The sequence below is a fragment of the Pseudoalteromonas sp. S4492 genome (assembly GCF_005886115.1).
Classification (GTDB): domain Bacteria; phylum Pseudomonadota; class Gammaproteobacteria; order Enterobacterales; family Alteromonadaceae; genus Pseudoalteromonas; species Pseudoalteromonas gelatinilytica.
In genome coordinates, this window is the sequence record NZ_PNCP01000005.1 from 50,430 (window position 1) to 64,108 (window position 13,679).

The following is a 13,679-nucleotide window of genomic DNA, read 5'->3' on the forward strand; positions in this document are numbered from 1 at the left end:
ATTAAAGGAGAATAGGGCTTAAAGACCTAATACTTCTTTACCTTGTTTGAAAGTAACATCAACAGGGATGTTAGCTTGGCTTAGCTTTTCTAAGTCTTTAGCTAGTTCAGCTTTGATATCGCCATGGGTTGCGATTAGCTGATCAACTTTTTGGTAATCACCGTCACCTTGAATCGTTAAGATTAAGCGTGATAGTTTTTCCATTGCTTGGCTCATCTTCTCCATGTTAACGCTGTATAAGCCGTCAGCATTTTTTGAGAAGGCACCTTCTTCAGCAAAGAAGTTAAAGCGGATCATATTCGCTTTACCGTGTGCACTTGATGCACCAAAACGCACTGAGCGGAAGATACCAGCCATAAAGGTAATGTAGTAATCTTCTAATGTACCGTCAGTGATCTCGCCTTTCTTAAGTAATTGCTCAACCATGTATAGACCTAAGATATCCGCTTTACCTTCTTCAAGGGCACTAGCATGCTCTTGCAATGATTGGCGAACAGTTCCTTTACCTGTAATGGTGTTTTTAATACCTAAACCGTGCGCTACTTCGTGGAACATTGTGTTTGCGAAGAACGCGTCAAAGGTGATGTGCTTGCGTTGCTCAGGAACAATTAGCTGCTCTGAAATTGGCACTAAGATTTTATCGAACTTAGCACGCATTGCATTTTTAAGCTGTAAACGACGTGTGCCTTTTTCTAGCTGTACTTGCTCATCATTTGGCAGGTTGATAGCAATAGTTTTACTACCTGCATTTGAGTGACCTGCGTAATAAACAACATCATAAGCATTTAGGTCAGCATCAGAGCCTGGGACTTCCTGCTTATACTTTTCATCTACAGGTAAACCTTTTTGTAGCTCTGGTAAGAAAGCGGCAAACTTGGCTAAACGCTCGCTCCAAGCTAAGTCTTTGATTAGTACATAGGCTTCATACGCTGCGCGGTAACCAAATAATTGATCTTCATAGGTTTCGATAGGACCAATAACCACATCAATTGGGTTATTTTTCATATCCATCCAAGCAAAATCAGAAGGTTGGAAGTCATCACTTACCAATGCGTCTGCGCGCATGCTTAGGTAGTTAGCGAACTCTTTATCATCAGCAAGAGTGCTTGCTTCGCGTAATAAGTTAGCTGCTTTTTCTAGTTCTTGTGCGTACTCAACCGAGTAAGCTACGCTATAAAGAAGACCTTTTTCATCGCGTTTGATCACCGAGTAAAGACCGGTTTTGTCATCAACGATTGCATTGTTTAACTCTTCTTTTGTGATATCGCTTGGGTAAAACTCAGCGCCTAGTGGCTTTTCTTCATAACCTGATAAGAATACTTGGTCGCCGTTTAAGCGATCCCAAGGGCCATAGTTGATATCTGCAAACTTCTGAACTTTTTCATCATTAATTTTTGCTAAAAATGCGTCTTTATTCTCACCAAATGCTTGGCGCCAGAATAGCTCATCCATAATTTTTGAGGCTTCGATCAACTTACCAACCATTTGTTTTTGGTTGTCACTTAAGTGACTAAGATCAGAAGTAAGCGTGAAGTCTGTGTAAATGTCTAAACGGCTTTTCTCTGCATTGATAAGTTGTGGGTTGTTTTGTTCAGTACTTTGCTTTGTTTGCTCTGCAGCAGGCTTAGTTTGAGAAGTGGTTGCTTGTTGATCAGAACATGCACCAAGAAAAACAGCACCTGATAAGATAAGTGCTTGGCTAATTTTATTTAATGTCATTTTTTTGCCCGTTAAAAAGTGAGAGTCATTGCTTAGAAAACAAAAAGTCTATGCATTAAAGCAAACCTGACATATATATGGCAAGTTTACAGCGCTAGAAGCAATATTTATTTATGAGTTAGGGAGTTAAAAAATATAAAAATAGATAATTTCTGTGAATTTCTTAACTTTAGCGCTAAGTTAGACAATACTAAAACTATAACTAATCTAATAATGTCAGTCATTAGTTTGTATTTATTTTGACAAACTAACCCAAGAGGATGGCACACATATGTCAACAGAGAATGCATTACTGACCATATTGGTCGACAGAATAAATAATGACACGTTAGTGTTACCTACCTTACCAGAAGTTGCAGTGAAGGTGAGGCAAGCCGCGGATAACCCCGAGGTAAACTTGATGGATATGGCAGATGTCATTTCGCATGACCCTGCATTGTCGGCACGGATGATCAAAGTCGCGAATAGTGCATTTATGGGGCGCTCAGTTAAAGTCACAAACCTACACCAAGCTGTAACACGAATTGGCCTGCGTCAAATCAAGAACATTGCGACGGCAATGGCAATGGAGCAGCTGTTTGTATCACATAATGAGCTGATTAAAGGCTATATGGACAAGGCATGGCAGAAAACCCTTAAAGTAGCGTGCCATTCAATTACCTTGATGGACTTCTTTTTACGCCGAAACAAGCATACATCATTGAATCGTGACACAATTACTTTGGCTGCATTAGTTTATAACATTGGCGTGCTGCCAATTTTAACTGAAGCTGAGAAGCACCCTGAAGTGTTTGCAAACCCTAGTTTCCTTGCTCATGCTATCCAAAAGCTGGGCGGTAAAGTGGGTGGCGCAATTATGCGTGCTTGGGGATTTACTGATGAGTTTGTAGAAGTTGCTGAAAGTTGGGCAAATCCAAACTATCGACCAGAGCATATTTGTTATGTCGATTTCATTCGTATTGGTGCGATATTAGAAGGCATCTTACAGGTTTCTGATAAGTCAGCGGCATTACAAACCTATATGGATAAAGGCGTGATTGAATCACTTGATATGTTCAGTGACGATGAATATAACGATATGCTTAACGAAGTAAAAGCAATTTTTACTGACTAACTACAGCAAAAAGCGCGACTTAGTCGCGCTTTAAATTAACTAACTCTCAGATTAATTTTATAAATCTTCTGCGTCGCCTAAACCTTGGGTTAGCTCTTCTAGTAATTGTTTAATTTCTTCTGACGCTAAGATGAAGTCAGCATCAAGTTTGACCGCCATATCTTCTTTTGGAATGTCGGCGTTTTCTTCTTTTAATGTTTCTGAGTAGCTTAAACGCTTAATTGAACCATCGTTTTGTAGCATGAACTTAACGCGTTCTTGCCAATCAAGAGCCAGCTTAGTTACGCGCTTACCATTTTCTAAGTGTGATTTTACTTCGTCACACGATAAGTCATGGCCTTTTAATTTAACCTGAGCGCCACTGTCATCGGCTTCCTCAAGCTCTGCATCATTACCGATAGAAAAGCCTTCAGGGGTACTGAAATTAGTTAACCAGTCAGTTAAAAATACATCTAAATCGTAATTCGCAAATGCAGGTACGACAGGAAGCGTGCCAAGTGATTTACGAAGTAGAGCTAAAAGCTCTTCTGCTTTATTAAAGCTTGCACTGTTAACCACAACCCAGCCATTCTTTTGATCAATAAATGCAAACTGCAGGCTCGATTTTTTAAATGCTTGAGGCAGTAAAGTGTGCAGAATATTTTCTTTTAGTTCGTCTTTTTCTTTTTTCTTTACTGGGCGGTTCTCTTCGGCTTCGATTTGTTCAACCTTCTCTGCAACCAATTCGTTGATAACGGCAGCTGGCAGCACTTTTTCTTCACGCTTAGCGCATACTAAAATGCTGTCTTGAGAGAAATGAGACAGAGTTTGACCGTGCTTACCAAAGGCTTTTGTCCAACCGAAAGTTGCAAGCTCTTGGCCTGTACATGAGCGGAACAGGTCTTGTTCTAGGGCTTTGTCGAAGTCTTCTTGAGCGTATGAAACGTCTTGTTTAAAACGGTAACAGATAAGGTTACTAAACCACATAATTAGGCTAATCCTTTCAATAAATTTGCCCAATCATAACAATAAAAAACTGATGCCGAAATGAATCATTTCGGCATCAGTGCTAATTGCTTATGAGTTAAACATTGAAAGTGGTTTTGGCATGTTTTTCGGAAAACTAATATGGTAGTGCAAGCCTTTACCGACTTCGCTTGATACCTCAATATCGCCACTCAGGGTTTGCTTAACGAGGTTAAAAGTAATATGCGTGCCCAAGCCACTGCCGCCTTGGTCGCGCTTGGTTGTAAAGAATGGGTCAAATAGCTTTTCTAGCTGGTCTTTTGATACGCCATTACCATTATCTTTAAAGTCGATAACGACTTCGTCATCTTCTTCTTTGATAACGATATCGATGATGCCACTTTCAATTCCTTCGAAACCATGAATAAGAGAGTTCATAATCAAGTTTGTGAAAATCTGACTAATCGCCCCCGCGGGCAGGTTAAGTGTTAAATCGTCAGGGCAATCTAAATTAATATGATGCGACGTTTTCTTTAGTTTTGGATGGAGTGAGCGGATCACTTCACCCAAGTACTCTTTAAAGTTAATCGTCCGTACCGCTTCACTGGCTTGGTCTACTGCAATTTGCTTAAAGCTTGCAACCAGCTCTGAAGCTCTATCTAGGTTACTAGTCAGTAGGCTCGTACTTTGTTTAGCATCATTAATAAATTCTTCAAGGGCTTTTGGTGACAGGGTTTTATCCTTGTAAGCCGCTTCAATTTGGTCCAAGCGTTCTTGTAAGAATGACGTCGCAGTAACACCAATCCCGATAGGTGTATTCACATCATGCGTAATACCCGCTACTAAACCGCCTAATGCAGCCATTTTTTCTGAGCCAACTAAACGTTCTTGCGCCATATTTAGTTCATCAAGGTAGCGTTGTAACTCTGTTTGTTTGGTGATGAGCTCTTGTTCAGTTTGCTTACGTAAATCGATTTCTTCAGTCAGTGTTAGCTTTTGTTTTTCAAGCTCATATTTTTGCTGCTGCAAGTCCATCATTGCTTGGCTTAAGTTTGATGTTTTGCGCGCCACTTCTTGTTCTAACTGTAAGTTATGTTGGTCGAGCTTTTCATTGCTTATCAATAATTCTTTTTGTGTATGTTCGAGCTCTTCACGGTAAAGTACCACCTTATCGATTAGCCGGTTGAAAGACTCTTCCATTACTTTAAGCTCGTTGTGCTCAACGGTATGGATCTGAATATGGCGACCTTCTAAGTCGTTTAATTCAAGATCTTCAATTTGTTCTGTAAATTCTGCTAATGGCTCGGTTAAGCGTTTTCTAAATGCCAGTAAGAAAAGAATGATCAAAAAGGTGGTTTTGATCATCGCATTACCAATTAAAAAGTAGATAGAAATCATGATGCGGCTAAATACCACTTCACGACTTGAGAATAAGGTTACGTCACCTACTTGGGTTGTTTTACCAGAGAATTCAAAAATGAGTGGGAATGTATAACCGAATAAACCTGACGGCGTATCTTCGATAATCGCTTCTTCTTGCACTAACTGCTGACTGTAAAGCTCATGGATATCTAGCGAACGGCCTAGTTGTGAAAGCACTTCGCCACTGTCATCACGTACAATAATGCCTTCAATCATAGGGATCGCTAATAGGCCTTCAGCTGTCGTAATGGTTTGTTTATCGTTCAACTCCCAAATAGCGCGGGTTAAACTACGGCTAAATGTTTTTTGTAAAGTCGTTAACTCGTCACGAATGTAATCTTTGGTATTAACGTACTCAGCAATAACTTGTCCACAGGTCACTACAAAAGTAAGTAAAAAGTAGACTGAGAGTACATTTGTTAATAATTCTTTTGACAGGCTTTTTTGTAGCATGGAATATCCATAGCTCCTTGGTGACAATTGTAATACATTCAGCTAGTTCTAAAGTTAGCTAATAAATGGTTAAAAAGAAATAAATATATCCTTTTTTACTGGAACATTTATAAATTGTTAGTATTTTTTGAAAAAACTTAACCTTACTGCGCTTGAAAAAGTGTGTTATAAATTTATTTCATCTTTAATTTAGCCTTTTTTAATGTTGTATTTGCTACAGCGAAGATTTTTATTTCATGAATAATCCTAATTTTTCAGTACTAGTCTGTGATGATTCAAATATTGCCCGTAAGCAGGTAGTACGCTGTTTAGGTGATTGCTTGGATGCAGATATTCAGCAAGCTACCAATGGCCGAGAAGCTCTTGCGCTACTTCGTGAGCAAAATTTTGATCTACTGTGCTTAGATTTAACCATGCCTGAAATTGATGGCGTTGCAGTGCTCGAAACGATTAAAGCAGAGAAAATAGAGTGCTTCGTAATAGTGATTTCGGCTGATATTCAGGCTGAAATGAAACAAAGAGTAGTAAAATTGGGTGCTATTGACTTCATTGATAAACCGATAGATCTTGTGCGTCTTAAAGCAACTTTGCATAAATTTGGTATTCATTAATCTTTTATATAACGCAAACGCATAATTTATCTTTTCTTTAAGGGTTGACAGGCTGGCTATAATTAAGGCAGTCTACAGTCTATGAAAACATTTAATCACGCAACGACCATTATTATTACAACCATCATCCTTACGGGATAGTGGCATAGGTCGGTGCAACAAATTTATAGGCCTGTGTTCACTAGAACACAGGCCTTTTTCGTTTATGGAATGAGGAAACATAAATAATGCGAGTATTAAAATTTGGTGGGTCATCCTTGGCCGACTACGCATGTTTGCAACAGGTAGCTCAGTTAGTTAAAGAAGAATTACGCGATGAAATGTTGTTAGTACTGTCTGCACCAGGTGGTATGACAGATTCATTAGTTGCATTAGCAAGTGCTGCAGAGCAGGGGCAAGAGTTTAGTGAGCAATGGCAAGCTTTGGTTGCACGTTGTGAGCAATTAAAAGCTGCTGTCGAAGCTGATTTTGGTCAGGTAGCAAGTTGGCCTAATCTTAGTGAACTTAAGAATAAACTAGATGGTGTTGCACTTTTAAAGTGTTGTCCAGACCAAGTGCGTGCTTATGTTATCAGCTTTGGTGAACGCGTTAGTGTTGCTTTAATGGAGTGCATGCTTAAAGAAAGTAATGCTCGTTATTTAGAAGCAACAGACTGTATTGCATCAGTGGGTGGCTACATTGATGCTGAAGCAGACTTGAATGCTAGTAAGCTACGTTTTCAAGAAGCCTTAAAAGCAGCACCAAGTACTATTTATATCATGCCGGGTTTCACTGCTGCCAATGAGCAAGGTGAGCTAACAACACTTGGTCGTAATGGTTCAGATTACTCAGCTGCGATTGCTGCAGCGTGTTTAGAAGCCGACGTATGTCAGATCTGGACTGATGTAGATGGCGTTTACAATGCGGATCCGCGCTATATCAAAAAAGCCTCTAAAGTTGATTCATTATCCTATAAAGAAGCAATGGAGCTTTCTTACTTTGGTGCAAAAGTATTGCACCCGAAAACGATTTTACCTTGTGCTAAAGCAGGCGTGCCGTGTGAGATCAAAAATACTCATAACCCACGTGCTGAAGGTTCTGTGATCAGCAACGACAGTGTATCGAACGAACCTGTTAAAGCGCTATCAAGCTTACAAAACCTGGCTATGTTGACGGTGTCTGGTCCAGGTATGAAAGGCAAAGTGGGCATGGCGTCAAAAGTATTTAATGCGCTGGCACACGACAATGTTTCAATTGTGCTAATCACTCAATCTTCGTGTGAGTTTAGTATCAGTTTTTGTGTTCACGAAAGTGATTTAACGCTCGCGCTTGAAGCGCTTCAAGTTGCTTTTGAATTGGAATCACAAGCCGGTTTAATCGAACCAGTTCAAGTACAACGTAACCTTGCTATTGTCACTTTAGTGGGTGATAACATGCGTGCGCACAAAGGCTTAGCTGCTAAGTTCTTTGCCTCATTAGCACAAGCCCAAGTTAACATTGTTGCTATTGCACAGGATTCAACAGAAAGCGCCATTTCAGCGGTTATCGACGGTGAGTTATGCAACGACGCGGTGAAAGTGTGCCATGAGAACTTCTTTACTCACATTCCTTCAATCGATGTGTTTTTACTTGGCTGTGGCTTAGTCGGCCAAGAACTTATCCAGCAGTTAAAGCGTCAACAAGCATGGCTTGAAAAACGTAACATTAAACTGAACTTATACGGTGTAGCTAACTCAAGACAGCTTTATCTAGATAGCGAAGGCATTGCTTTTGATGGCTGGCAAGACAAACTAGCCGAGTCAGAGCAGGCATTTGATTTAAATCTGGTTGAGCAATTTGTTAAACAAAATCACTTAATCAATCCAGTGATCGTAGATTGTAGCTCAGCCGATAAACTTGCTGCGCAATATGTTGATTTCTTGAATGCAGGTTTCCATGTCGTTGCTGCAAATAAAAAAGCCAATACTAGCTCGTATGCTTACTATCAAGATTTAGTTGCAGCGACACAAAAGAATAATCGTAAATTTTTATACGAAACAAACGTAGGTGCCGGCTTACCGGTTCTTGATAATCTGAAATCGCTATTTGGTGCCGGTGATGAACTTATTAAGTTCAGCGGTATCTTGTCTGGTTCATTATCGTATATGTTTGGTGCGCTACAAGATGGTTTATCACTTAGCGAAGCAACGTTAAAAGCGAAAGAAAGTGGTTTTACTGAGCCAGATCCGCGTGATGATTTATCAGGTACTGATGTGGCTCGAAAACTACTGATCATTGCTCGTGAATCGGGTCTTGAGTTAGAACTAAGCGATATCGAAGTTGAATCTGTTTTACCAAAAGGGTTTGCAGAAGGTGATTCTGTAGCAGATTTTATGGCAAAACTACCATCACTTGATGCACAGTTTAACGACCGCATTCAAAGCGCTGCAAGTGAAGGTAAAGTACTTCGTTATGTGGGCACTATTGAAAACGGTCAATGTAAAGTAGGCATTGAAGCTGTAGATAGTAGCCATGCTCTTTACGATATCCGTGACGGTGAAAATGCACTGGCCATCTTAAGTCAATATTATCAACCTCGTCCGTTTGTGATCCGTGGTTATGGCGCAGGTGCTGAAGTAACGGCTGCAGGCGTATTTGCCGACATTTTAAAAACGTTAACGCGTTAGGAGCTGGTCATGATCCGTGTATATGCACCCGCTTCAATCGGGAATTTTGCTGTCGGCTTTGATGCTTTAGGTGCTGCGCTAGCACCTATCGATGGCACCTTATTAGGTGATGTTGTTGAGGTGAGTGCCGCTGAGCAAGATACTTTTGTTTGCTCTGGCGACTATGCCCATAAACTGCCTGCTAATGCTGAAGAAAACTTGGCTTATCAATGTTTAATTCATTTTAAAGAACACGTTGCGCCGACTATGCCAGCGGTAAAACTTGAGCTGAAAAAGAACCTACCAATTGGTTCTGGTTTAGGTTCAAGCGCGTGTTCTGTGGTGGCTGCGTTTGCAGCCCTTGATAAGTTCGCTGAAACGAATTTATCTCAAGAGCAACTTATCGAGTTGATGGCTGATTTTGAAGCTATTGTTAGTGGCGGCCGTCATTACGATAACATCACACCATGTTACTTGGGTGGCTTGCAATTAACTGGTGAACTTATTCCGAACAAGTCAATTTCGTTACCCGTTGATAATCAATGGTATTACGTAGCGGCTTTTCCAGGTTTTTCACTGAATACCGCAAAAGCGCGCTCAGTACTGCCAAAGCAATTATCAATGCATGACAGTGTTGAGTTTGCACAGCGACTTTCTGCGTTTAGTAGTTTATTACTAACAGGTCGCTTTGATGCAGCGCTCTCCATTATGAGTGATGAAATAGCCGAGCCACATCGTGCACCGCTTATTCAAGGCTTTGCAGAAGCTAAAAGTGCTTTACCTGAGTTTGGCGCAGAGATAGTCAGCATTTCGGGGGCTGGGCCAACATTATTTACCGTGTGTAAGAGCCTTGAAGCTGCACAAAAGTGTGCAGCGTGGCTGAATGATAATTACATCAATGAGCAGGGCTTCTGCCACATCTGTCAACTAGATCAGCTTGGCACACGACAGCTTTAAAGAATTTAAGGAATAAACATGCAATTACATAATTTAAAAGATGAAACACAACAGGTGTCGTTTGTTGAAGCGGTAAAAACGGGTTTAGGGCGTAATCAAGGTGTATTCTTCCCTAATAGTCTTACGCCAATTCAAGATATTGATGCGTTACTTGATTTAGACTTTGTTAGCCGTAGCAGCAAGATTTTATCGCACCTTATTGGTGACGAGCTTCCTGCCGATACCGTTGCACAGATGGTGCAAAATGCCTTTAACTTTGATGTGAAATTAGTTGAAGTAGAAAAAGACATTTATTGCCTTGAATTATTTCATGGCCCAACGCTTGCGTTTAAAGACTTTGGCGGCCGTTTTATGGCTGAGTGTCTTGCGCAATTTAATCAGGGCGAAAAAGTCACGATTTTAACGGCTACATCAGGCGATACAGGGGCGGCGGTTGCCCATGCTTTTTATAATAAGCCTAATATCGATGTCGTGATCTTATACCCGAAAGGTAAGATTTCATTAGCGCAACAAAAGCTATTCACTACTTTAGGTAATAACATTCACTGCTATGCGGTTGATGGCAGCTTTGATGATTGCCAAAGCATGGTAAAGCAAGCCTTTTTAGACGACGAAGTTAAACAAAAGCTTGGTCTAAACTCAGCAAACTCAATCAATATCAGTCGCTTAGTTGCACAGGTATGCTATTACTTTGAAGCGATTGCTCAATTACCAAAAGAGCAGCGCAGTAAAGCGCATATCTCAGTACCTAGTGGTAACTTTGGTAATGTGTGCGCTGCAATGATTGGTGCTGTGCTTGGTATGCCAGTAGCGAAATTAAGCGCTACCACTAACCAAAACGACACAGTGCCACGTTTCTTACAAAGCAAAGAGTGGGCGCCAAATGACACCCTTGAGTCGTTATCCAACGCTATGGATGTAAGTAAACCGAATAACTGGCCACGAGTGCAATTTATGCTAGATAACGAATGGTTTAGCTATGATGACTTTTATTCAAGCTGTGTAGGTGAAGAAGAAACAAAAGAGGTGATGAAAAAAATTCATCAAACCGGTTACATCGCAGAGCCTCATACTGCAATTGCTTATCAGGGCTTGAAAGAAAATCTAGCTGATGGCAGTGCAGGTATCTTTTTAGCGACTGCACACCCAGCTAAATTCAAAGACAGCGTAGAGCAAATTTTAGACATCGAATTGCCTATGCCGAAACCACTGGCAGATGCATTAGCAAAACAGTGTTTAGCAGAAGATATTAAGTTTGATTATCAATTGCTTCGCACTGAGCTGTTAAATAAATTAGCATAACAGCAAGTAAAGAGCGGCTAAGCCGCTCTTTTTAATGCAGTCTTTAAGTGAAGCCTTTAATGAAGTAACGAATGACTATGACGGTTTAAAACCCGCATACTTAGAATGACCCCAGCCGCAATACACAGCAAAATGCTGATCACAGAGACGAGTTCATTTTGTGTCCATTGCATCAAAGTGAATGCCGAAATAAAAATAATAAAAGGTTTAAATTCATAGTAATAGCGAAGTTTTTTTTGTTTAACTCGCTGGCTTGAATGATCGGTTCTTCTGGCTTCAGAACGCATCCGCCAAATGTTAGCACCTAATAAAAATAAGATGACACCGATTAATGTAGGCACATAATCATTGGCTAATGTGATACAACTGATGCCGAGAAAAAAGTATCCGTAGGGGACTAATTCGTATATTGGTTTAGCTAACATGAACTTATACCATCCTTGATATTGACCAGTCCTATAAGCTTAGTTTGCCCCTATAAAAACGCAATGTAACAGGGCTATTTTTTGTTGAAATAACATTTTAAAAAGCTATGAAATATTTTAAATTCATAAATTTTTATTATGTATCAATAAAAAAATATCATTATTAAAACACTGTGAAATAAATTCAATCCCTGTTTAAATATGTTCATCTTTACAAGATAGGCAAAAGTGCGTTTTAAGCGTACAATACAGCCTTCAAAAAAACACCATACACGTTGCCTTAGGAGACCCCATGTTAGAACGTAGCATGAATATTTCGGATTTCGATCCAGAGTTATTTGCAGCCATCACTAAAGAGACGGCTCGTCAAGAAGAGCACATCGAACTGATCGCGTCTGAAAACTACTGTAGCCCACGCGTACTTGAAGCGCAGGGTTCTCAGCTTACCAACAAATACGCTGAAGGTTACCCAGGCAAACGTTACTATGGCGGTTGTGAGCATGTTGACGTTGTTGAGCAACTAGCTATTGACCGTGCAAACGAGTTATTCGGCACTGACTACGCTAACGTTCAACCACATGCGGGTTCACAAGCAAACGCAGCTGTTTTCCAAGCACTTCTTCAGCCACATGATACAGTACTAGGTATGAGCTTAGCTCATGGTGGTCACTTAACTCACGGTTCACACGTTAACTTTTCTGGTAAAACGTACAATGCAATTCAATACGGCCTAAATGAAGAAACAGGCGAAATTGATTACGCTCAAGTTGAAGCACTTGCATTAGAGCACAAGCCAAAAATGATCATCGCTGGTTTCTCAGCATATTCAGGCGTTGTTGACTGGGCTAAATTCCGTGAAATCGCTGATAAAGTAGGTGCATACTTATTCGTAGATATGGCTCACGTTGCTGGTCTTATCGCGGCTGGTGTATACCCAAGCCCAATCCCTCACGCACACGTTGTTACAACAACAACTCACAAAACATTAGCGGGTCCTCGTGGCGGTCTAATCGTTTCTGCATGTGGTGATGAAGAGATCTACAAAAAGCTAAACAGTGCTGTATTCCCTGGCGGTCAAGGTGGTCCTTTATGCCACATCATCGCTGCTAAAGCGGTTGCTTTCAAAGAAGCATTACAACCAGAATTCAAAGCGTACCAAGCACAAGTAGTTAAGAACGCACAAGCGATGGTTGAAGTACTACAAGAGCGTGGCTACAAAGTTGTTTCTGGTAAAACAGACAACCACTTATTCCTTCTTGACCTAATCGATAAAGATATCACAGGTAAAGATGCTGACGCTGCACTAGGTAACGCAAACATCACAGTTAACAAAAACTCAGTACCAAACGACCCTCGTTCACCGTTCGTAACGTCTGGTCTTCGTATTGGTTCTCCGGCTATTACTCGCCGTGGTTTCAAAGAAGCTGAGTCAAAAGAGCTTGCTGGCTGGATCTGTGACGTACTAGACAACATCAACGATGAGTCTGTACAAGCAGAAGTAAAAGAGAAAGTTAAAGCTATCTGTAAAAAATTACCAGTTTACGCTTAATTACTGGTTAAACCGTAATTAAGATAACAATAGCGTTGTTTTTTGCTATTATAAAGGCCGCTTATAAAGCGGCCTTTTTTTGTTTTTTATAAACGGAAGTTGAACCCTATGCATTGCCCTTTTTGCACAGCAAAAGATACCAAAGTAATTGATTCTCGACTTGTTGGCGGTGGTCATCAAGTGAGACGTCGACGTGAATGTAACGAATGCCATGAGCGCTTTACCACCTTTGAAGGCGCTGAACTTGTTATGCCAAGAGTCATCAAGCAAGACGGTAGCCGTGAACCATTCAATGAAGACAAGTTACTGAATGGCTTGCATCGCGCTTTAGAGAAACGCCCAGTCAGCACTGAGCAGGTCGACGAAGTCGTTAACATCATTAAATCTCAACTTCGTGCCACGGGTGAACGTGAAATCTCTAGCCATTTGATTGGTGAGTGCATCATGGAATCTCTGAAGAAACTCGACAAAGTGGCCTACGTACGCTTTGCTTCGGTTTATCGTTCATTTGAAGATATTCGCGAGTTTGGTGAAGAAATCGCTCGTTTAGGTGATTAA

The 13,679-nt window shown here is 40.6% G+C and carries 11 protein-coding genes; 7 read left to right on the forward strand and 4 right to left on the reverse strand.

What is annotated here, in order from left to right:
- Positions 1-18: 18 nt before the first annotated feature.
- Positions 19-1,719 (reverse strand): DUF8614 domain-containing protein, encoded by a 1,701-nt coding sequence (locus CWC28_RS02285; protein ID WP_105180224.1) that lies wholly within the window; start codon positions 1,717-1,719, stop codon positions 19-21.
- A gap of 271 nt (positions 1,720-1,990) precedes the next feature.
- Here CWC28_RS02285 and CWC28_RS02290 point away from each other — a divergent pair, with 271 nt between their 5' ends.
- Positions 1,991-2,833: an HDOD domain-containing protein gene (locus CWC28_RS02290; protein WP_063702226.1), complete on the forward strand. Its 843-nt coding sequence runs from the start codon at positions 1,991-1,993 to the stop codon at positions 2,831-2,833.
- A 57-nt stretch (positions 2,834-2,890) separates the two neighbouring features.
- On the opposite strand, the gene rdgC is transcribed toward CWC28_RS02290, so the two are convergent.
- Both rdgC and CWC28_RS02300 read right to left on the reverse strand, forming a co-directional pair.
- Positions 2,891-3,799 carry a recombination-associated protein RdgC gene (gene rdgC / locus CWC28_RS02295; protein ID WP_105180225.1) on the reverse strand — a complete coding sequence of 303 codons (909 nt, stop codon included), beginning with the start codon at positions 3,797-3,799 and terminating at the stop codon, positions 2,891-2,893.
- A gap of 90 nt (positions 3,800-3,889) precedes the next feature.
- Positions 3,890-5,653, reverse strand: coding sequence for a sensor histidine kinase (locus CWC28_RS02300; RefSeq protein WP_063702230.1), 1,764 nt, complete (start codon positions 5,651-5,653; stop codon positions 3,890-3,892).
- A gap of 236 nt (positions 5,654-5,889) precedes the next feature.
- Here CWC28_RS02300 and CWC28_RS02305 point away from each other — a divergent pair, with 236 nt between their 5' ends.
- From CWC28_RS02305 to thrC, 4 genes are all read left to right on the forward strand, one after another.
- On the forward strand, positions 5,890-6,264 hold the full coding sequence (locus CWC28_RS02305) for a response regulator (RefSeq protein WP_105174557.1): 375 nt from the start codon (positions 5,890-5,892) through the stop codon (positions 6,262-6,264).
- 227 nt (positions 6,265-6,491) lie between these two features.
- Positions 6,492-8,909: a bifunctional aspartate kinase/homoserine dehydrogenase I gene (thrA, locus tag CWC28_RS02310; protein ID WP_063702234.1), complete on the forward strand. Its 2,418-nt coding sequence runs from the start codon at positions 6,492-6,494 to the stop codon at positions 8,907-8,909.
- Positions 8,910-8,918: 9 nt separating this feature from the next.
- The gene (gene thrB, locus CWC28_RS02315) at positions 8,919-9,845 is read left to right on the forward strand and encodes a homoserine kinase (RefSeq protein WP_063702236.1); all 927 of its coding nucleotides are present in this window, start codon (positions 8,919-8,921) and stop codon (positions 9,843-9,845) included.
- Positions 9,846-9,863: 18 nt separating this feature from the next.
- Positions 9,864-11,147 (forward strand): threonine synthase, encoded by a 1,284-nt coding sequence (gene thrC, locus CWC28_RS02320; protein ID WP_138600406.1) that lies wholly within the window; start codon positions 9,864-9,866, stop codon positions 11,145-11,147.
- 56 nt (positions 11,148-11,203) lie between these two features.
- On the opposite strand, the gene CWC28_RS02325 is transcribed toward thrC, so the two are convergent.
- Positions 11,204-11,572 carry a hypothetical protein gene (locus CWC28_RS02325; protein ID WP_063702240.1) on the reverse strand — a complete coding sequence of 123 codons (369 nt, stop codon included), beginning with the start codon at positions 11,570-11,572 and terminating at the stop codon, positions 11,204-11,206.
- A 292-nt stretch (positions 11,573-11,864) separates the two neighbouring features.
- Between CWC28_RS02325 and glyA the strand changes: the two genes are divergently transcribed.
- Together glyA and nrdR are read left to right on the forward strand one after the other, a co-directional pair.
- Positions 11,865-13,121 (forward strand): serine hydroxymethyltransferase, encoded by a 1,257-nt coding sequence (gene glyA, locus CWC28_RS02330; protein ID WP_063702242.1) that lies wholly within the window; start codon positions 11,865-11,867, stop codon positions 13,119-13,121.
- A 108-nt stretch (positions 13,122-13,229) separates the two neighbouring features.
- Complete coding sequence (nrdR, locus tag CWC28_RS02335) at positions 13,230-13,679, forward strand: transcriptional regulator NrdR (protein WP_054552576.1); 450 nt, start codon at positions 13,230-13,232, stop codon at positions 13,677-13,679.

Coding starts and splice junctions, on each gene's coding strand:
- CWC28_RS02285 (WP_105180224.1), bottom strand. CDS start 1,719: ATGACATTAAATAAAATTAGCCAAGCACTTATCTTATCAGGTGCTGTT.
- CWC28_RS02290 (WP_063702226.1), top strand. CDS start 1,991: ATGTCAACAGAGAATGCATTACTGACCATATTGGTCGACAGAATAAAT.
- rdgC (WP_105180225.1), bottom strand. CDS start 3,799: ATGTGGTTTAGTAACCTTATCTGTTACCGTTTTAAACAAGACGTTTCA.
- CWC28_RS02300 (WP_063702230.1), bottom strand. CDS start 5,653: ATGCTACAAAAAAGCCTGTCAAAAGAATTATTAACAAATGTACTCTCA.
- CWC28_RS02305 (WP_105174557.1), top strand. CDS start 5,890: ATGAATAATCCTAATTTTTCAGTACTAGTCTGTGATGATTCAAATATT.
- thrA (WP_063702234.1), top strand. CDS start 6,492: ATGCGAGTATTAAAATTTGGTGGGTCATCCTTGGCCGACTACGCATGT.
- thrB (WP_063702236.1), top strand. CDS start 8,919: ATGATCCGTGTATATGCACCCGCTTCAATCGGGAATTTTGCTGTCGGC.
- thrC (WP_138600406.1), top strand. CDS start 9,864: ATGCAATTACATAATTTAAAAGATGAAACACAACAGGTGTCGTTTGTT.
- CWC28_RS02325 (WP_063702240.1), bottom strand. CDS start 11,572: ATGTTAGCTAAACCAATATACGAATTAGTCCCCTACGGATACTTTTTT.
- glyA (WP_063702242.1), top strand. CDS start 11,865: ATGTTAGAACGTAGCATGAATATTTCGGATTTCGATCCAGAGTTATTT.
- nrdR (WP_054552576.1), top strand. CDS start 13,230: ATGCATTGCCCTTTTTGCACAGCAAAAGATACCAAAGTAATTGATTCT.